Origin of the sequence: Polaribacter sp. 11A2H, assembly GCF_011379025.1 — a bacterium.
Classification (GTDB): Bacteria; Bacteroidota; Bacteroidia; order Flavobacteriales; family Flavobacteriaceae; genus Polaribacter.
In genome coordinates this window covers 58,571-79,839 of sequence record NZ_WTLD01000014.1, presented here as the reverse complement: position 1 = coordinate 79,839, position 21,269 = coordinate 58,571, and the positions used below count along the sequence as shown (strand labels likewise).

Annotated in this window: 14 protein-coding genes; 7 read left to right on the top strand and 7 right to left on the bottom strand. The window is 29.4% G+C overall.

What is annotated here, in order from left to right:
• Positions 1-57: 57 nt before the first annotated feature.
• The gene (locus GQS58_RS14995) at positions 58-2,220 is read right to left on the bottom strand and encodes a beta-glucosidase (protein WP_240914636.1); all 2,163 of its coding nucleotides are present in this window, start codon (positions 2,218-2,220) and stop codon (positions 58-60) included.
• Positions 2,221-2,578: 358 nt separating this feature from the next.
• Here GQS58_RS14995 and GQS58_RS14990 point away from each other — a divergent pair, with 358 nt between their 5' ends.
• Complete coding sequence (locus GQS58_RS14990) at positions 2,579-4,645, top strand: thioredoxin domain-containing protein (RefSeq protein WP_317168393.1); 2,067 nt, start codon at positions 2,579-2,581, stop codon at positions 4,643-4,645.
• A gap of 394 nt (positions 4,646-5,039) precedes the next feature.
• Here the strand turns inward: GQS58_RS14990 and GQS58_RS14985 are convergent, their stop codons facing one another.
• Complete coding sequence (locus GQS58_RS14985; protein ID WP_166387358.1) at positions 5,040-5,564, bottom strand: YkgJ family cysteine cluster protein; 525 nt, start codon at positions 5,562-5,564, stop codon at positions 5,040-5,042.
• Between the two features lie 507 nt (positions 5,565-6,071).
• Here GQS58_RS14985 and argS point away from each other — a divergent pair.
• From argS to GQS58_RS14965, 4 genes are all read left to right on the top strand, one after another.
• Positions 6,072-7,847, top strand: a complete 1,776-nt coding sequence (gene argS / locus GQS58_RS14980; protein WP_166387356.1) for an arginine--tRNA ligase — start codon at positions 6,072-6,074, stop codon at positions 7,845-7,847.
• Positions 7,848-8,013: 166 nt separating this feature from the next.
• Complete coding sequence (gene lpdA, locus GQS58_RS14975) at positions 8,014-9,402, top strand: dihydrolipoyl dehydrogenase (protein WP_166387354.1); 1,389 nt, start codon at positions 8,014-8,016, stop codon at positions 9,400-9,402.
• A gap of 189 nt (positions 9,403-9,591) precedes the next feature.
• Positions 9,592-9,966 carry a LysM peptidoglycan-binding domain-containing protein gene (locus tag GQS58_RS14970; RefSeq protein ID WP_205860450.1) on the top strand — a complete coding sequence of 125 codons (375 nt, stop codon included), beginning with the start codon at positions 9,592-9,594 and terminating at the stop codon, positions 9,964-9,966.
• 139 nt (positions 9,967-10,105) lie between these two features.
• Positions 10,106-10,384: a hypothetical protein gene (locus tag GQS58_RS14965; RefSeq protein ID WP_166387352.1), complete on the top strand. Its 279-nt coding sequence runs from the start codon at positions 10,106-10,108 to the stop codon at positions 10,382-10,384.
• A 10-nt stretch (positions 10,385-10,394) separates the two neighbouring features.
• Here GQS58_RS14965 and GQS58_RS14960 read toward each other — a convergent pair whose 3' ends face one another.
• Complete coding sequence (locus tag GQS58_RS14960; protein ID WP_166387350.1) at positions 10,395-11,894, bottom strand: hypothetical protein; 1,500 nt, start codon at positions 11,892-11,894, stop codon at positions 10,395-10,397.
• A 149-nt stretch (positions 11,895-12,043) separates the two neighbouring features.
• Between GQS58_RS14960 and GQS58_RS14955 the strand changes: the two genes are divergently transcribed.
• Positions 12,044-12,646 (top strand): hypothetical protein, encoded by a 603-nt coding sequence (locus tag GQS58_RS14955; protein WP_166387348.1) that lies wholly within the window; start codon positions 12,044-12,046, stop codon positions 12,644-12,646.
• 487 nt (positions 12,647-13,133) lie between these two features.
• Here GQS58_RS14955 and rlmF read toward each other — a convergent pair whose 3' ends face one another.
• Complete coding sequence (gene rlmF / locus GQS58_RS14950; RefSeq protein ID WP_166387346.1) at positions 13,134-13,988, bottom strand: 23S rRNA (adenine(1618)-N(6))-methyltransferase RlmF; 855 nt, start codon at positions 13,986-13,988, stop codon at positions 13,134-13,136.
• A gap of 268 nt (positions 13,989-14,256) precedes the next feature.
• Complete coding sequence (gene bshC / locus GQS58_RS14945; RefSeq protein ID WP_166387343.1) at positions 14,257-15,849, bottom strand: bacillithiol biosynthesis cysteine-adding enzyme BshC; 1,593 nt, start codon at positions 15,847-15,849, stop codon at positions 14,257-14,259.
• Positions 15,850-16,048: 199 nt separating this feature from the next.
• Here bshC and GQS58_RS14940 point away from each other — a divergent pair, with 199 nt between their 5' ends.
• A complete protein-coding gene (locus tag GQS58_RS14940) occupies positions 16,049-18,526 on the top strand; it encodes a M14 family metallopeptidase (RefSeq protein WP_166387341.1) in 2,478 nt (825 codons plus the stop codon).
• 64 nt (positions 18,527-18,590) lie between these two features.
• On the opposite strand, the gene rimO is transcribed toward GQS58_RS14940, so the two are convergent.
• Both rimO and GQS58_RS14930 read right to left on the bottom strand, forming a co-directional pair.
• Positions 18,591-19,943, bottom strand: a complete 1,353-nt coding sequence (rimO, locus tag GQS58_RS14935; RefSeq protein ID WP_166387339.1) for a 30S ribosomal protein S12 methylthiotransferase RimO — start codon at positions 19,941-19,943, stop codon at positions 18,591-18,593.
• Positions 19,944-20,390: 447 nt separating this feature from the next.
• The gene (locus GQS58_RS14930; RefSeq protein WP_166387337.1) at positions 20,391-21,200 is read right to left on the bottom strand and encodes a carbonic anhydrase; all 810 of its coding nucleotides are present in this window, start codon (positions 21,198-21,200) and stop codon (positions 20,391-20,393) included.
• Positions 21,201-21,269: the final 69 nt, after the last annotated feature.

The window sequence follows — 21,269 nt, the reverse complement described above, 5'->3', positions numbered from 1 at the left end:
TTAAAAAAAGCAGTACAAAGTAACTTTATACTGCTTTTTTACTTTAATTAACTCAAATTAAAACAACTCAAATTTTATCTTTTTTACAATGTTATTGGATGCATTTCCAACGTATAAATAATAAGTCCCTTCTTCTACTGTCCAATCAGAAATATCAGGATTATAATAAGCCAATGTTGCTGCATCAATAGTAATTGTACTCGTTTTTTTACTATCTTTTTCTAAATGTATTTTTGTAAATCCTTTTAATTCTTTTAAAGCTCTTTTTACTTTAGATTTATGTTTACCTACATATACTTGCACAACTTCTGCTCCTTTTATATTGCCTGAATTCTCAACACTAAAAGTGATTTTTATTTGATCCTTTTTAGTATATTTTTCTTGATCGATCTTTACATCTGAAATTTTGAAATCTGTATAAGACAACCCAAAGCCGAAAGCATATTGAGGTTTAATTTTCTGGGTATCAAACCATCTATATCCAACTAAAATATCTTCACTATATTCTTGATTAACTCCATCTCCAGGGTAAGAGATTTGTCCAAAAGCATGTGCTGCATTGTCATTTAATTCCTTCGGAAAAGAAAAAGGCAATTTCCCAGAAGGGTTTACATCTCCACTAACAATATCGGCTATTGCATGACCAGCCATACTACCTATATACCAGGTTTGTAAAATTCCTTTTGTTTTAGATATCCAAGGCATTTTTACAGCATTTCCTGTAACCAATAAAAAACCTAAGTTTTCATTAACTTCATTAATTCCGTTTATTAATTTTTCTTGTCCATAAGGTAAATCAAAAACTTCTCTATCATCTCCTTCACTATCTTGATGATGACTTTTATTTAAACCTCCCACAAAAAGAACAATGTCTGCTTTTTTTGCAACCTCAATTGCTTTTACATACAAAGAATCTTGGTTTAAATTAGCTGGTAAGATTTCATCATAAACAGAAGCACCAGACTCATAGCCCATTGTATGAACAATCGTAGCATTTTTGTATCTTTCTTTGATCCCTTGTAAAGGAGAAATTTCAAAAAGAGGTTTTAATTGAGATGATCCTCCACCTTGGGTCATATCTCTTGTAGCATTTTCTCCAATTACAGCAATTGTAATTCCTTTTTTATCCTGAATAGGAAAAAAATTATCTTCATTTTTTAATAAAACAATTCCTTCTGTAGCTACTTTTCTTGCAACTTCTAAATGCTTATTTGTGTTCAACTTCCCTAAAGCTCTATTTGGGTTTAAATTTGTACGATACATTAAGCGTAAAATTCTACGTACTTTATCGTTTAATAAATCTTCACTTAATTCTCCTTTTTTTATCGCATTTAAAAACGGATTTGCTAAATAATAATGTTCATAATGGTTCATTGTTGTGGTTCCTAAACCATCCGTTCCTGTACCCATTTCCATATCTACACCGTACAAAGCAGCTTCTTCAGTAGAATGCACAGAACTCCAATCGCTAATAACAACGCCATCAAAACCCCAATCTGATTTTAAAATTTTATGTAGAATTTTATTATGAGTTGCATACTGACCTCTAAATTTATTATAAGCGCCCATTAAAGCCCAAACATTTCCTTTTTGCACAGCCGCTTTAAATGCAGGCAAATAAATTTCATGCAATGCTCTATCACTTACTTCTACATTAATTTTATCCCTTAAATGCTCTTGGTTATTTAAAGCAAAGTGTTTTACACAAGCAGCAATACCATTTTCTTGAACTCCTTTAATATACGGCACCACCATTGTAGAAGCTAAAAAAGGATCTTCGCCTAAATACTCAAAATTTCTACCATTCATTGGTGTTCTATAGATATTTACACCAGGACCAAGAAGCACATCTTTTTCTCTATATTTTGCTTCTTCACCTAAACTGAAACCATATTTTGCTGCCAATTCTGGATTAAAACTTGCTGCTAAACATGTAAGCGCAGGAAAAGCAGTAATAGCATCGTTAGTCCAGCTTGCATTTTCCCAAGCATCCCAACTAATTTCTTCTCTAACCCCATGAGGTCCATCAGACATCCAAACTTCTGGAATACCTAACCGAGCAACTCCTTTTGTACTAAATTTAGATTGCGCATGTGTCATTGCTACTTTTTCTTCCAATGTTAAAACAGCAAGAATACTGTCTATTTTGGCTTCTATAAATGCAGTAGAAACTTGGTTTTTCTCTAATTGAATTTGTGGTGTTTTTTCTTGTGCTTTCATCAATGAAATATGTAAGCAAAAAACAAAAAGGAATACTGGAATATTTTTTTTAAACGGAATTCTCATGTTTTTTTAATTTAGTTTGCTTTTTAATTATTTTTGATAAAACTACTTTTAAACGCAATCTTTTAGTGAAACTTTTTCAACTAAAGGTAAAACATTTGTTGCAATTTATTTGAAATTCTTAGGTTATATAGCCTCATTACCAATTTGTTCTATTTTTTGTTTTAAATCTTATATAGAAGACTTTTTGTAAGTTAGCAGATTATACTACATTAGTGTTATTGATCTTTTAGGCAACCCATAAAAATATAAAAAATTGAATTTTCTACTTAAAACCTTATTTTTTTTGAGCATTGTGCTTTGCATTAGTTGTAATGAAAAACAAAAAAAAGCAAACCCAAATGAATTGGCAAATGAGACGAGTCCTTATTTATTACAACACGCAAATAACCCTGTAAATTGGAAAGCTTGGAATGATAAAACGTTACAACTTGCCAAAGATGAAAATAAGTTAATTGTAATTTCTATTGGCTATTCTGCTTGTCATTGGTGCCATGTAATGGAAGAAGAAAGTTTTGCAAATGATTCTATTGCCAAAATAATGAATGCTAATTTTATTAGTATTAAAGTAGATAGAGAAGAAAGACCAGATATTGATAACATATACATGAATGCCGTACAATTAATGACAGGTAGTGGCGGTTGGCCTCTTAATTGTATTGCATTGCCAGATGGAAGACCCATTTTTGGTGGTACTTATTTCCCCAAAGAACAATGGGAAGAAATCTTATTAAATATTTCTAAACTGTATAAAGAAAACCCAAAGAAAGCCATCGATTTTGCAACAAAACTAACCGAAGGAATTCAGAATTCTGAATTAATTACATTAAAAAAAGACAAAACCGAGTTTAAAGATATCGATGTAAAAAATGCCGTTTTAAATTGGCAACAAAACTTAGATACTATTTATGGTGGTTCTAAAATAGATGTTAAATTTCCGATGCCAAATTCTTTGGAATTTTTACTTAGATACAGTTATCAATTTGAGGATAACAATATAAAAAAACAGTTAGAAACTACCTTAACAAAAATGGCTTTTGGTGGAATTTATGATCAAATAAATGGTGGTTTTTCTAGATATTCTACGGATAAAAAATGGCATATTCCTCATTTTGAAAAAATGCTTTATGACAATGCACAACTTGTTAGCTTGTATGCAAAAGCATATCAAAATGATAAAAAAGAGTTGTATAAGACAGTAATAGAAGAAACATTAGGTTTTGTAAATAAAGAATTGACAGATAAAAATGGAGCATTCTTTTCTTCTTTAGATGCCGATAGTAAAAACACTGAAAACAAATTAGAAGAAGGTGCTTATTACTATTTTACCAAACAAGAGTTACAACATTTAATTGTTGATGATTATTCTCTTTTTGAAGACTACTATAATATAAATGATTTTGGCTTATGGGAAAAAGGCAGATATGTTCTAATTAGAAACTCTTCTAATGAATCTTTTGCAAAAAAGCATAAAATAACTACTGATGCGCTTTCTACAATCATAAAAAAATGGAAAACAATTCTTAAAACAGCAAGAGCTCAAAAAGTAAAGCCTAATTTAGATGACAAGGTTTTAACTTCTTGGAATGCCTTAATGATAAAAGGATATACAGATGCTTATAAAGCTTTAAGAAATGAAGATTATTTAAAAATAGCACTTAAAAATGCTAATTTTATTTTAAATAATCAATTACAAAAAGACGGAAACTTATATCGTAATTACAAAAATGGTAAAAGTACAATTAATGCCTATTCCGAAGATTATGCAACTTTAATAGATGCTTTTATTAATTTATATGAAGTAACGCTTGATGAAAAATGGTTAACAGCCTCTAAAAAATTAATGGAGGTTACTTTAAAAAACTATTTTAATAAAGAAAACAATATGTTTTATTTTACTTCTAATAAAGATCAAAAATTAATATCCAGAAAAGTAAAAGTAGATGATAATGTAATTGCATCTCCTAATTCTATTTTAGCAAACTGTTTGTTTAAATTAAGTCTTTATTATTACGATTCTACTTATACTAAAATAGCAAAACAAATGCTTCATAATATGCATGATGATGTTTTAGAAAGTCCTTCTGGGTATAGCAATTGGTTAAATTTAATGACCAATTACACAAGGCCTTTTTATGAAGTTGCCCTTGTAGGAAATAAAGCACAAGACATTAAAAATGAGTTACAAAACAATTATATACCTAATATTATAATTGTAGGTTCTACAGATGAAAACGAGCACATTCCTCTATTAAAAGATAAGTTTGTAGAAGATGAAACGTACATTTATGTCTGTAATTTAGGCACTTGTAAACTACCTCAAAAAGAAACTAAAAAAGCAATTGAGTTGATACTAAAATAAATTATAAAACATTATTGTCCGATAAAAGACATAAGATCGCTTCGCTTTTAGAATCAAGACTTGACTCTAACACCTTGACAAAGAGATGTAACTTAAATTAAAATTAGTCTAACTTTTCTCAGAAATTTTACTTTAAAAAAGCAAGGGTATCATCAAAAAAACACATAAAACCCTTATTTTATAAGATTTATCAAACTAAAAAAAATTATTAATCGGACACTAATGATTATAAAACTAAAAAACCATCTCAAATGAGATGGTTTTTATAAATTAACTAATTCAAATAATTTACACAATGAAAACAATTAACTACTTTGTTTCTATCTTATAAAAGCAAGTTCTGTGCCAAAATCTATTTGAAATGTATCTTTAGATAAGTTTAACAAATTACGGTCTAACTTCTTTTCTTTTTTACATTATACTCATAAGGGATACGTTTTTTTAATGCTTCGACAATATTATATGCTGCCGGACAAATAGCCGTATTAGCAACTGTTAAGTCGGTAATACCAATAAATTTCTTACGGTTTGTATGTGGGTACTCTGCACAAGCTTTAGGACGAACATCATAAATAAAGCAACTATTATCCGATTCATCAAAAAAGGTACAAGGCGCCGTTTTTAACACCATAAATTCATCTTCATCTCTTACTAAGTATTGCTTTTCAAAATCTGCAACCTTCATTTTTAAATGCTTAGAAATACGTTCTGTATCTTTATCTGTAAAAATTGGGCTTGTTGTTTTACAACAGTTTCCACAATCTAAACAATCTGTTTTTTTAAACTCTGCATCATGTAATTCTTGCACAACATAATCTAAATTTTTAGGGACTCTTTTCTTAAGATTAGTAAAATATTTTAGATTTTCTTTTCTAGCGTCTTCTGCTAATTTTGGTAGTTGTTTTAAGCGTTTTTCCATTGTGCAAAAATACAATTTAATAGTTTAAAATTAGATTTCTAAAAAAAGGATTGACAAATATTTTACAGGTGAATTAAATCAATTTTTAGATAAACCTTTTAGGATGTTTCTACAAAACCAATCAATTAAGAATAATACCATCAGTTTAATTACAAAAAGGTGTTTTTAATGGATAAAAACATCAGTATAAAAAAAGATACTTAACTAAAATCTATATCAAATAAAGTGAATTTATTTGTTGGATATATTGATGTTCATTATAATATTATTACAAAAGATAATTATTTAGATTTTATTACTTAAAAAACAAAATCAGGAAATCCTTTAGTAGTTAAAATATTAAATTCTACTTATTTTATCTTCTTAAGTTATACCACATCTTAGAGGTTTTAAAAACCTGTAAAGTCTCCGTTTTAAACTACTTTAATAAAGTCTGAATAAGTAGAGGGAATCGTTCTAAAAAACAAATAAAAATATGTATTTTCGCAATTCAATTTTAGATACCAAATGAGCATTCAAAATAGTATAGAAACCAAAGTAAAAGAAGGTTTTTTAGCATTATACAATATAGAAATTCCGACAGTAGAATTTCAAGCAACTAGAAAAGAATTTGAAGGAGATATTACAGTGGTAGTATTCCCTTTATTACGCTACAAAAAAGGAAATCCTGTACAGATTGGTGAAGATTTAGGAAAGTACGTAGTAGAAAATGTAACTGAGATTACCAATTACAACGTAGTTAAAGGTTTTTTAAACTTAGTAATTGACGATAGTTTTTATACAAACTTTTTTAATGCTATATACTCAGATGCTACTTATGGTTTTGTTTCGCCAACCGCGGATGACAAAGCAATGATGGTAGAATATTCTTCACCTAATACCAACAAACCTTTACACTTAGGGCATGTTCGTAATAATTTATTAGGCTATTCTGTTGCAGAAATTATTAAAGCTGCTGGTAAAAAAGTTTACAAAACCCAGATTATTAACGATAGAGGGATACATATTTGTAAATCTATGTTAGCTTGGGAAAAATATGGAAACGGAGAAACGCCTGAATCTACCGGTTTAAAAGGTGATAAATTAGTTGGTAATTACTACGTAAAATTCGACCAAGAATATAAAAAAGAAATTGCGCAATTAATTGCGGAAGGAAAAACGGAAGACGAAGCTAAAAAAGAAGCTCCGTTATTTGTTGAAGCACAACAAATGTTATTAAAGTGGGAAGCTGGAGATGCAGAAGTTGTAGCTCTTTGGAAAGAAATGAACTCTTGGGTGTACAAAGGTTTTGAAGTTACTTACAAAAGTATGGGTGTAGATTTTGACACGTTATATTATGAAAGTGACACCTATTTGTTAGGTAAAGATGTAGTTGCACAAGGCTTAGAAAAAGGTGTTTTCTATAAAAAAGAAGACGGTTCTGTTTGGTGCGATTTAACTGAAGATGGTTTAGATGAAAAAATTGTTTTACGTTCTGACGGAACAGCTGTTTACATGACGCAAGATATTGGTACTGCTATACAACGTGTAAAAGATTATGCAGATGTTGGTGGTATGGTATATACGGTTGGTAACGAACAAGATTATCATTTTCAAGTACTATTCTTAATCTTAAAGAAATTAGGATTTGATTGGGCAAAACAATTGCATCATTTAAGTTACGGAATGGTAGATTTACCTTCTGGTAAAATGAAATCTAGAGAAGGTACTGTTGTAGATGCAGATGATTTGATGGATGAAATGACCACAACTGCCAAAGAAATTTCTGAAGAATTAGGAAAACTAGACGGTTATTCTGATGAAGAGAAAAACGATTTATACGAAATTATTGGTTTAGGTGCTTTAAAATATTTTATTTTAAAAGTAGATCCTAAAAAGAGAATTTTGTTCGACCCAAAATCTTCTGTAGATTTTCAAGGTAATACAGGTCCTTTTATTCAATATACGTATGCTAGAATACAGTCTATTATTAGAAAAGCAGATTTTGATTATTCGCAACCTCTTACTATTGAATTACACGAAAAGGAGAAAGAATTGTTAAAGCAATTAGAATTGTATCCGGAAACGGTGCAACAAGCTGCTGAAAATTATTCGCCAGCAATTATTGCAAATTATACGTATGATTTGGTAAAGGAGTTTAATTCTTTTTATCAGAATGTACATATTTTAGGAGAACAAGATTTAGATAAAAAAGCTTTTAGAGTGCAATTGTCTAAAAAAGTAGCGGATACTATTAAATCTGCCTTTTTATTATTAGGAATTCAGGTTCCGGAGAGAATGTAAAAAAAAGTTGGCAGTTACAGTAAACAGTTGTCAGAAAGTACAAAAGTTAGTAAATTAGCAAGCGTTAGGGATTGAAGTGGCATCCTTTTGCTTTTTTAGCAAAAGATATAACGGAAAGCCCGTTAAAACGCCCTAAATAAAGAAATAAAAAGTTAAATATACAATTATGAAATACGACATCATTATTATTGGAAGTGGACCTGGAGGTTATGTAACAGGTATTAGAGCTTCTCAATTAGGCTTTAAAGTTGCCATTGTAGAGAAAGAAAGCTTAGGTGGAATTTGCTTAAACTGGGGGTGTATACCTACAAAAGCATTGTTAAAATCTGCACAGGTTTATGATTATTTAAAGCATGTTGACCAATATGGTTTAAAAGCAGAAGCAATTGATAAGGATTTTAATGCTGTAATTAAAAGAAGTCGTGGTGTTGCTGATGGAATGAGCAAAGGTGTTGCTTTTTTAATGAAGAAAAATAAAATTGATATTATTAACGGTTTTGGTAAAATTAAAACTGGTAAAAAAGTAGATGTTACTGCTGAAGATGGTACAGTAACAGAATATAGTGCAGAGAATATTATTATTGCTACAGGGGCACGCTCTAGAGAGTTACCTAACTTGCCACAAGATGGTAAAAAAGTAATTGGTTATAGACAAGCAATGAGTTTACCAACACAACCAAAATCTATGATTGTTGTAGGTTCTGGAGCAATTGGTGTTGAGTTTGCTCATTTTTATAATTCTATGGGAACGGATGTTACTATTGTAGAATTTATGCCTAATGTAGTACCAGTTGAAGATATTGATGTTTCTAAGCAATTTGAAAAATCAATTAAAAAAGCAGGTATTAAAGTAATGACAAATTCTTCTGTAGAATCTGTTGATACTTCTGGTGATGGAGTTGTTGCTACTGTAAAAACTAAAAAAGGTGAAGAAACTTTAACTGCTGATATTTTATTATCTGCAGTTGGAATTAAATCTAATATTGAAAACATTGGTTTAGAAGATGTTGGAATTATTGTTGACAGAGATAAAATTTTAGTGAACGATTTTTACCAAACAAACATACCTGGTTATTATGCTATTGGTGATGTAGTTCCTGGACAAGCATTGGCACACGTTGCTTCTGCAGAAGGAATTACTTGCGTAGAAAAATTAGCTGGTTTACATACAGAACCAATCGATTACGGAAACGTTCCTGGTTGTACATATGCTACTCCAGAAATTGCATCTGTTGGTATGACTGAAGCAAAAGCGAAAGAAGCTGGTTACGAATTAAAAGTAGGTAAATTTCCATTTTCTGCATCTGGTAAAGCAACTGCATCTGGAGCAACTGAAGGTTTTGTAAAAGTAATTTTTGATGCAAAATATGGCGAATGGTTAGGTTGCCATATGATTGGTGCCGGTGTTACAGATATGATTGCAGAAGCAGTTTTAGGACGTAAATTAGAAACTACGGGGCATGAAGTTTTAAAAACAATTCACCCTCACCCAACTATGAGTGAAGCAGTTATGGAAGCTGTTGCAGATGCTTATGATGAAGTGATTCATTTATAAAATATTTGTTGTTATTATGAGCTTTAGCAAAGTAATCTGTTTTTTTAAACTACAGATTGCTACAGAAGGTAAAAAACTTTCTTCGCAATGACAATTAAACTAAAAAAATAGTACTTTTATCGAAAACCGAAGCTCCTTGCTTCGGTTTTTTTGTATCTTTAAAGTATTAACGATAACTAAAAAATAAAAATGAAAACAAAATATCAAAGTGTATTAGATTTAGGAGAAAAATTAGCAATTGTAAATGGTGATGTAAAAGAAGAAAATGGTGTTTTACACGTAAGTGGTACAACAAAAAATCAATATGAAAAAAATCTTCTTTGGGATAAAATAAAAGAAGTAGGTGGTGACAACCCTACAGATATACAAGCAAATATTGAAGTTGCTGATACGTCTATTTTTGCTTCTCATACGGTAAAAAGCGGAGATACTTTAAGTAAAATATCAAAAAAATATTATGGTAATTCAAGAAAATACAATATTATTTTTGAAGCAAACACCAATATTTTAAAGAACCCAGATGCAATTCAGATAGGTCAAGAATTAGTGATTCCTAATTTATAAGACAAACATATTTAAACCGAAGCTCCTTGCTTCGGTTTTTTGTTTTTTTTTGCTCAATAAAAGAAAAATAATTTACAAAATAAAAACAAAGTAGTTTTCTTAGGTTTTAATTATCTTTGATACCTTATAAATAAAAGATATGAGTTCTAAAGAATCTAGTACAAAAAAGAAAGACAACTTTATAGAATTTTGGGAAGCAAAAAGAAATAATAGACTAAAATACGCACTTTTACAAAGTCTCTATTTTGCAATTCCTTTTAGTATTGTTTTTCAATTACTAGAAAATGAACAAGGTTTTTTAACCCTACAATTCGGTTCTAAAATCCTTACCATATTTTGTGTTTATTTCTTGCTTTCTTATTATGTTTCTTTCAATATTCTTGAAAAAAAATATAAAAAATACAAAAATGAATTTTAAGTTTAAGTTCTTAAATTAACGAATTCTGTAATCCTTTTTCTATATTTTTCCAAAAGAAATTCCAGAAAGACTTTGTGGTATCTCTTTCAACATCTTCAATTTCTACCTTTACAATTCCGTTTTTAGAAGCATCTTTTATAAATAGATTTGCCAACCAACTTATTAGCTTTTTTTTACTTTTGTCTTTATCTAAAACTTTAATATTAAATTTTTTAAAATCTAAATTTAATTTCCCATTAGAGGTAAAATCATTTCCTTCAAAATCGAAATACATTTTACCTATATAACCATCCATTTTTACATTCATAGTTGGTAATAAAAAAGAACTCATGCTTTTTGAATTTACATCAAACAAACTTCCTGTAATTCTAAAATTATCGTTTTTATTATTGATATCAAAGGTCCACTCAATATCTAACGAAGAATATTGCATAAATTTAGATTGAATCTTTGCTGCTGTTACATTGTTTTCTCTATTGCTATTATTATTTATATTACTTATTTGAGCATTTAGATCGTCAAATTTTAAAATACCTGGTTTGTTCCCTTTAATGGTGTATTCTTCATAAACAATTTTAGAATTTTTAATATCTACATTCTTAATATCAATATTAATAGGCAAATCTCTAAGACTTTTACTATACAAGTCTTTTCTTTTATTTGAATGTTCTAAAACTGTTCCGTCTAAGTATAGGTTAAAAAAAACTTCATCAAATAAAATATGGTTTGCAGTAAAGTTAAATTTTTCTTTTTCCTCTATTTTTATATCAGAAATAATAATTTTTTTACTTAAAAAAGTCATCAGTTCTTTTTCTTCAGAAACATGATAGATATAGTTTTCTCTGGGCTTTAAAGGTACAATCTCTAAACTATCTAAAGTTAAATTGTTCTTGTCAAAATTCAGTTTAGAAAATTTTACTTTTTGAACTTTAGAATACTGAGTATCAAAACCCATTATTGAAACCTCTATTTGATCGTATAAAAAAGGAATTGTTTTATTTTGAGTGTCATCTAACTCAAAATCATTCACTTTAAAGGAAATGTTTTGTACCGTTAAAGGAAAATTATCATTCTTAATAATATCAATTGCTACATTTTTAAACTCAATATTGGCTATTTTCAAATCTAAAGAAGCTTTTTTAGAAATATTAGAATGCTCCTCTTTTTTAGTTTCTTTATTAGTTTTATTACGAGTTATTTTTCCAGTAACTTTTGCATTTATCGTTTTTAAACTTCCAATAGAAATTGCCTTATTTTTTAGATATTGATAATATGAAATACCTTCTATTTCTAATTTTTCAGTTGTAAATTGAAGACTGTCTTTTTTGCTTGCTACATTTTTTAAAGTAATATTACCAAGTAATAAATTTACTGATACAGCATCATAACTTATTTGTTGTGTTTTTAAATAAGCATCTACTTTATCTGTAACATAATAATCCACAATTTTATAAATAGCCAAAATAGATACAACTAGTAAAAATATTCTAAACGTTTTTTTTCTATTCATGTGAGTTAGGTTTTAAACAAAATTAACATACTCATCTGTTTTATCTTACTCTGATGCAGAAAAGAATGAACTCATACCATTCAATTTTATAGAAAAATAAGAGTTGACTCAATTTAGAACCTTATTTTTGCCCAAAAAGAAATAATACATTGATTACTAACAAAAAACTATTCTTAAAAGAAACGCTTAAATCACTTGCTAAGTTAATTATTGCAGGAATTCTTATTGGAGTTCTAAAACAATATGATGCTATAATTGCCGTAATTTTAGTGTTAAAGATTGTACATAACCTTTACAAAGAAATTATTCAGCCAAAAACAAATAAAAATTGGTTGTTATTAATAGGTATGGTTCTAACTGGTTTTGGAGGAATTGTTGGTGAAACTTGGGGGGTTACAAATGGCTATTGGGTATATCATGAAGTTACCAGAGAGTTGCCCTTGTGGTTGCCTTTTGCTTGGATGCTTGCTTTCCATTATTTATATAAACTAGAACGTAGTTTAATTCCTTTGTTAAAAGAACAAACCCAGAAAAACAAGATTCTTTTGGCAATTTTATTGGCTTTAATCTTACCTGCTTTTGGAGAAGTAATTACTATTTATTTAGGTGTTTGGACGTATTATTGGCCGTATCAAATATTAGGAGTTCCTTTATATGCTTTTATTTGTTTGGTTTTTGTACATATGCTGGTCTATACTCTTTTGCATTTTATTTGTAAAAAGTATAAAATTAATGATGTTGTTTTTAATTAGTTTGTTAATTATTACGCCGAGAATCACAGGGAAAACACAGAGTTTCTCAGAGAAAATAAAAAAAGACACCAATTTCACGGATTTCACCGATCATTGTGGGGTGAATTATTACGCCGAGATTCACAGAGAAGACACAGAGTTTCTCAGAGAAAATAAAAAAAAACACCAATTTCACGGATTTCACCGATCATTGTGGGGTGAATTATTACGCTGAGATTCTAAGAGAGCTTTGAATAAGTTATTTGAATAATTAGATTCCTCTTCGTCCCTCATTCGGAATGACATTTTGCATTATATTATCAAATGAGTTTTTAGTCATTCGTCTGCACTCAGGATAAACTAATCAGAAATATCAGGCGATTTCAATTAGATTCGAAAATTAAATATTATCTGCTTCATAAAAAAAGGCTCAATCAAAATATTTTGATTGAGCCTTTTTTATGAAATATATTTCTTCTCTTTGGGAAGATTAAGATGAGCTTTTTTATTAAAACCTCCAAGCAACAATTCTAGTTACTTTATTTCCTTGGTGCATCGGAATAATTTTGAATTCAACAGCTCCTAACTTGGCAGAAGACTTTTCTAAACTCTTTACATTTTCTTTCTTAGAAACTAAACTTGTAAACCATTTACTGCTTTTAGGAAACAAAGAACTTTCATACAAATAATTATGTAAAAAAGCTTTTTCTCCACCAATATACCAAAGTTCATTGTTGTTACCTGCAAAGTTTCTAACAGCGTTATTGCCTAAGTTTCTAGACTTTCTACCATTTGCTCCTTGCGCTTCTTCTGCCGATTTGTAAAAAGGAGGATTACACATGGTTGCAGAAAATGAATCTGTATCTTTTAAAACTCCTTTTAAAATTTGCTCTTCATTTAATTGCTGACGTAATTCTATTTTATTTGTAAAATTATTATCATCCATAATATCTTGGGCAGTATCTAAAGAATCTAAATCGATGTCTGTAGCTACAAAATTCCAGTCGTATTCTGCAATACCTAATAATGGATAAATACCCGTTGCTCCTGTACCAATATCAAGAATTTTAATATCTTTTTCTTCGGATAACAAATCTGCTAAGTGATGAATATAATCTAAACGACCAGGTATTGGTGGGCATAAATTTTTGTCTCCAAAATTCCATGTAGAAATTTTATCTAAAGAAAATAATAAAGCTTTATTCAATTCTTTTACTGCATCCGGATTTGAAAAATCTATGGTAACAGTACCAAATTCATTTTTAGCAACAAATTCTTTTAATGCTGGGTTAATAACATTTAATTCATCAAAATTATAACCTTTGTTGAATTTGTTTTTTGGATGTAGGCCTTTTTCTTTCATTGTATAGTATATTATATGGTAAAAAAGTGACACGGATTTCACTGATTATCACAGTTGTTTGTGTTATACTTTTGGAACACCAAAAGTAAGTTATATAAGGTGAACTTGTTTGAATTTATAAGGTAAGTTCAAAATAATATATTTTTAATGTCTGATTTCTCAATCGCTTAAAAAAAGCTCATTTCTAAATGACAGAACATTATATATTCTAAAATTATTAATTAAAAAAACTCAGTAAAACGCTATAATTTCACTGTAAATCTCTGGGTTATAATTCTAAAACTGTAAACTCTAATTGCAATGGTTTTAATGCCGATTTTAATGCTTTTGTAAATGACGAACCATACTCTAAATAATATTCAGAAAAATTACGCTGACGCTCTTCTAAACTCTGGTTTGGTAAAATTTCATTTTGAAGCAAAGTAATCCTTTCCACTAAATCTTTTTGTCTTTTCTTCTCTGCTTTTAACAAACGCTTTTGCAAATTCTTTAAACCTTTAACTTGCTTTCTTTCTTGCGCATTTACTGCATTTACAAAAGAAACATCCGTTTGTTTGGCTACTTCTTTCAGGTCTAAAAATTGCTTTTCTAAAAACTGAATCTTTTCATTAAAGTTTACTTTAATCTCTGAGTTTTCTACCACTTTTTTAGACAATAAATCATGCTGATTTAAAAACAATTCTTCTAAAGAAATATTTAATTTCTCTAATTTATTGGCTTGTTTTTCAGAGACTACTTGCACTGAATTACGCAATAATAAAATAGGAAATGGAATGGAAACTTCTTCAAAATAATCTTTTAATTCTAACCAATACGCCATCTCTCCTCCTCCACCTAAATAACAAAGGTTTGGTAAAATTACCTCTTGGTACAAAGGCCTCATAATTACGTTAGGCGAAAATGATTTCGGATTTTCATCTACTTCCTTTAAAATTTCTGCCTTAGAAAAAGTAATGTCTGTATTGTTTACTTTATAAATTCCACCCTCTAAAATAATACGTTCTCTAAATTCATCACCCAAATAAAATAAATTAATTTCTCTTGGGTTCACTTGAATTTTATAATTCTTTTCTAAATCTGTAATTGTTTTAGAAACGGCTTTAAATGAAGTTTCATTTTCTAACTCGTCTTTTACAATTGGGTTAAATAATTGTTTTAGACTCGCATCATCTCCATCTAAAATTATCAAACCATAATCACTAAACAATTCGTTGGCAATATAACGAGTAGCATCTGCTAAGTTATCATGTTTTAAATATCCATCTGAAAACAACTTTTTTAGAAATTCAGCATTTTTAGAATGCCCTAAATGTTCGGAGAAAACATCAAAAACAGCTGCTAATCCTTCGGTAGAAAATCGTCCAACGGCACCACCATCTTCTCTATTCCAAAGTACTTTTTTTCCATCAAAATTAAAATAATTAATCTCTTCAAAGTCATGATCTTCTGTTGCCATCCAATAAATGGGAACGAAATTTTGTTCTGGAAATTTATCTGATAACTCTTCACACAAATTAATGGTAGACAGAATTTTATATAAAAAATATAATGGTCCAGTAAACAAATTTAATTGATGACCTGTTGTTACGGTAAATGTATTTTGTAGCTTTAAACTCTCAATATTTTCTTCCGTTTTTGTAGAAACGTTAAACTCTTTATATTGATTTTTTAAAGCATCTACCAACACCAATCTAGATTGCAATCTAAATGATTTTTGCTTTTCCTCTATCTGATTATGAAAGCCAGAAATATCAGGAAAATTATTATAAAATGGTTGTATAGACTCTTTTTTCTCTAAATAATCTAGCATTGTAGAAGAGAAAAAACCGGTTTTTTTAAAAGGTATCTGTGTTACTTTCATCTTAAAGAACACTTTTTTGGCAACAATCAGATTCTGAAGTAGAATTCATTTAGTTTGATTAATTTTCGATAAAAATACGAATAATTTTTTCTTTGTCATAAACACCAATCCAATCTAACAAAGTTTTAACAAGATAAAGAATCAATCTACTGAAAAACAAAAAAATATATTCTTACTTTTGACTCTCAAACGCATCTTTATGAAAATTAAACTACTTTTTATCACTGCTTTTTTAACACTTGGAAGCATTTATTCTCAATCTTTACAGTCTCCATCTGAATTTTTAGGGTATGAAATTGGATCTCGCTTTACTAGAAATTATAAAGTTGTAGATTATTTTAAATATGTAAGCACTAATTTATCTAATGTAAAATTAGAGAAATATGGAGAAACCAATGAACACAGACCTTTGTATTTAAGTTATATTTCTTCCGAAGAAAACATAAATAATTTAGAAAATATTAGAGTCGCTAATCTTACTCAAACTGGCATTATTTCTGGGAATTCTAAAAATAACAAAGCCATTGTTTGGCTAAGTTATAACGTTCATGGAAATGAAGCCTCTAGTACAGAAGCTGCCATGTTAACACTCTATGAATTGGTTACTAAGAAAAAAACATGGTTAGAAAATACAGTGGTAATTATAGATCCATCTGTAAATCCTGATGGACGAGACAGGTATGTAAATTGGTATAACCAAGTAAAAAGTACTCCTTTTAATACCAATCAAGATGCAAAAGAACATGCAGAACCTTGGCCTTCTGGAAGACCAAATCACTATTTATTCGATTTGAATAGAGATTGGGCTTGGGCAACACAAGTAGAATCTGCGCAACGTATAAAAATATATAATAAATGGATGCCTCATGTGCATGTAGATTTTCATGAACAATATATTAATAGTCCTTATTATTTTGCACCTGCGGCGGAACCTTTTCATGAAATTATTTCTGATTGGCAACGTGAGTTTCAAACAGAAGTAGGAAAAAATCATGCTAGTTACTTTGATAAAGAAGGTTGGTTATATTTTACCAAAGAAAGTTTCGATTTATTATACCCAAGTTACGGAGATACCTACCCAACTTATATGGGCGCAATTGGTATGACATACGAACAAGCAGGTCATGGAATGGCAGGTTTAGGTATTAATACAGATGAAGGCGAAGTGCTAACCTTAAAAGACAGAGCTATTCATCACCTCACTACTGGTTTGTCTACTGTAGAAATTTCATCTAAAAATGCAGAAAAATTAAATACAGAGTTTAGAAAGTTCTTTAAAAACACAACTTTAGGTTATAAAAGTTATGTGTTAAAAAATGAGAATGAAGACAAAACTAATCGTTTAAAAGCGTTATTAGATACACATGAAATTAAATACGAAAACGCAAATAGCGGAATTGTAAAAGGATACGATTATACAACTCAAAAAGAAGCAAAAATGAATGTTTCTGCTAACGATTTAGTAATACACACAGATCAACCAAAAGGAAAAATGGTAAAAGTTTTGTTTGAACCTAAAGCAAAATTAGTAGATTCTTTAACCTATGATATTACTGCTTGGTCGTTACCGTATGCACACGGATTTAAAGCGATTGCTTCTAAAACGAAAGTAAACGCTACTATTGGTAAAAACGAAAATGTTATTACCAATTCTATTGATAAAAATGCGTATGCTTATATTTCTAAATGGAATAGTTTAGACGATGCTACTTTTTTAGGAGCTTTATTACAAGCTGATATTACGCCACGTTTTTCTGAAAAACCTTTTTCTGTTGAAGGTAAATCGTACAAAAGAGGAACTTTAATTATTTTAAGAAACGACAATAGAAATGATAATTTTGATACTAATTTAATAGACATTGCAAACAAACACCAAAGAGAGTTAACGAATGTTTTTACAGGTTTTGTTTCTTCTGGAGTAGACTTTGGGTCTTATTCTGTAAAACCAATTAACCAACAAAAAGTAGCGGTTTTATCTGGTAAAGGAACTTCTTCTTTAAGTTTTGGTGAAGTTTGGCATTTCTTTGAAACACAATTAAAATATCCAATAACCAATATCAATTCTAATAACTTTGGTTCTTTAGATTATTCAAAATACGATGTTATTATTATTCCTGACGGACGATATAATAGTATTTTAACAAAAACTACTTTAGATAAATTAAAAACTTGGACACGTTCTGGTGGTACTTTAATAGCCATTGGAAATGCTTTAAATAGCTTTGCTGATAAAAAAGAATTCTCTTTAAAAAAGAAAATATCCGAAGAAAAAATAAAAGAAACTAACTTAACTCCTTATGCAAATAGAGAGCGAGAAGATGTTGCCAATTTAATTACCGGTAGTATTTTTAAAAGTACTTTAGACAATACACATCCGCTAGCTTTTGGTTATGGAAATTATTATTTTTCTTTAAAATTAGGTGGCACTACGTATGAGTATTTAAAAGAAGGAAATAACGTTGCTTATTTTGATGAAAACGTTAAGAATGTATCTGGTTATGCAGGAAGTAAAGCTGTAAAAAACGTACCAAAATCAGTTTTATTTGCTGAAGAAAAAATGGGTAGTGGAAGCATTATTTATATGGTAGACAACCCTTTGTTTAGATCGTTTTGGCAAAACGGAAAACTATTTGTTGCCAATGCTGTTTTCTTATTAAATTCTGATAAATTAAAGTAGCATCATTTTATTTTAATAACATAAAAAACCACTCATTAGAGTGGTTTTTTTATGCTTTATATTATTACTTCCTTTTTTGATTTAAAGAAACTGGTTTCTCTTGTTTTACGGTTGGTGTACCGTATAAATCGTAATCTCCAGCTTCATGAATTTTGATATCTATAAATTCACCAATTTTAATATAATGTTCTTTAGCATCTACAATAACATCGTTATCTACGTCTGGTGAATCAGATTCTGTTCTTCCGTAGAAAAATTCTCCATCTTTTCTGTCGAATAAACATCTAAATGTTTTTCCTATTTTTTCTTGATTCAATTCCCAAGAAATTTGAGATTGAATTTCCATAATCTCATTAACTCGTCTAAACTTTACGTCTGCAGGTACGTCATCTTCTAAAACATAAGCGCCTGTATTTTCCTCATGAGAATATTCAAAAGCTCCCATACGCTCAAAACGCATTTCTTCTATCCAATCTTTTAACTCTTGAAACATTTCTTCTGTTTCTCCAGGATACCCCACAATTAGTGTAGTTCTAATGGCCATTTTAGGAACCATTTCTCTAAACTTATGAATTAACGCCGTTGTTTTTTCATGTGTTGTACCACGCTTCATAGATTTTAACAACTCGGTATTAATGTGTTGTAAAGGAATATCTAAGTAATTACATACTTTAGGTTCGCGTTTCATCACTTCTAAAACATCCATAGGAAAACCAGTAGGAAAAGCATAATGCATTCTAATCCATTCAATTCCGTCTACTTTAGCCAATGCTTCTAACAATTGTGCTAAAGAACGTTTTTTGTAAATATCTAATCCGTAATATGTTAAATCTTGTGCAATTAACATTACTTCTTTAATACCTTTTGCGGCTAATTTTGTTGCTTCTGTAACAATATCTTCAATAGGAGTTGAAACATGTTTTCCTCTCATTAAAGGAATTGCACAAAAAGAACAAGGTCTATCGCAACCTTCTGCAATTTTTAAATATGCATAATGTTTTGGAGTTGTTGTTAAACGTTCTCCGATTAATTCGTGTTTATAATCTGCTTCTAAAGCTTGCAATAAGTTTGGTAAATCGTGCGTACCAAAATATTGATCTACATTCTTAATTTCTGCCTCTAAATCTGGTTTATAGCGTTCACTTAAACATCCAGAAACAAAAACTTTATCAATTTCACCCGCTTCTTTTCTTTTAGCATAATGCAAAATAGTATCTATAGATTCTTCTTTAGCCTTACCAATAAACCCACAAGTATTAATAACGACAATATTTCCATCATCATTTTCATCTTCATGAACAACCTCTTTTCCGTTGGCTTTTAATTGTCCCATTAACACCTCAGAATCGTAAATATTTTTAGAACACCCTAAAGTAACTACGTTAATCTTATTTTTTTTGATGGTTTTTGTACGCATATCGTTTTTTTCTGACTGCAAATATACAGCTTAATTAGGGTTTATCTATATAGTTTTTATGAGGTTATTGTAAACGCTTTTAGAAGTCTAAAAAACTGGCTAATGGATTAAACAATAAAACCCTAAAATCATTTTGTATTGCATAAAAAATCTCGAAATTTCGAGGTTTCATAATATTATTTTCTGAAAGTAATTATCAACTCCAGAAAGTTCTTTCTATATACATAGAACCTATATTAGCAAAATATAGCTACTTAAAACCGATCAACAAATTATCTATTATTTTATTGTAAAATCAATTATATAAAAATAAAAAAGGCTGTCTTAAAGACAACCTTTTTAAATGAAATTAATCCCTATGATAAATTGTTCCTGAACAATTTATCATATTTAAATACCAATATTTTAATAAAGATATCTATTCATCATCTTTATTAATGCTTAGAATTATTGCTTATGCTTAATAATTCTTCCATTTAAAGGTTGAACAGGTCTATAATTATGGTGCAATAAACTTGAGAATGCATCTATTTGTGCTTGAGTAGCTTCCATAGGTTGATCTAAAACAATCCAATTAACAATCTCAGAACAAGGAGGTGTAGTTAAAGACCCACTATAGTTATAGTAACCAGAATTAAGATCAACTAAACTAGAAGCAGTATAATTTAAGTCAGCATCTGTATATTTATCATCTTCGTGTTGTGGTAAATGCGCTGTAAAATTAGCTAAAAAATCATTTTGTGCACCTACCTCAAAGAAAACACCGATTACAGCTAGATTTCCAGAAGCACTTTTATGTACTAAATGTGCTTCTAATGGATGGTGAGAACCTTCAACAGTATGCTCACTATCTGCATGAAAATGAAATTGTAATAAGGAGTATGTTTCACCTTCAAAAGTTAAATTAGATGCTGGACCATTATAATTAAACTGAATAGTATGTCCATTGTTTACGATATCTGTAGTCGAAGTAGTATACGCAATATCTAATACAGATAAATGGGTATCATTTACCGCACCTATAATGTCAATTGGCGACTGTCTTTCAACACTTCCACATTCGTTTGTTCCTTCTGATACACAATAATTTTCCCAATTAGATGGTCCTTCTTCTGTAGTATCTTCATAGTTAAAATGTTCTATACATACTTCCTCTGTAGTAATCTCCTCATCTTTTTTACATGATACAATAATTAAGATCATACATAATGCTGCTGCCTTTAAAAATCTTAATCTAATAAATTTACTTTTTTTCATCTTTGTTTCTTAATTTTGGTTGTTAAATTAGCTGCAAATTTAAATACCAAACCACACGACTTATTATTT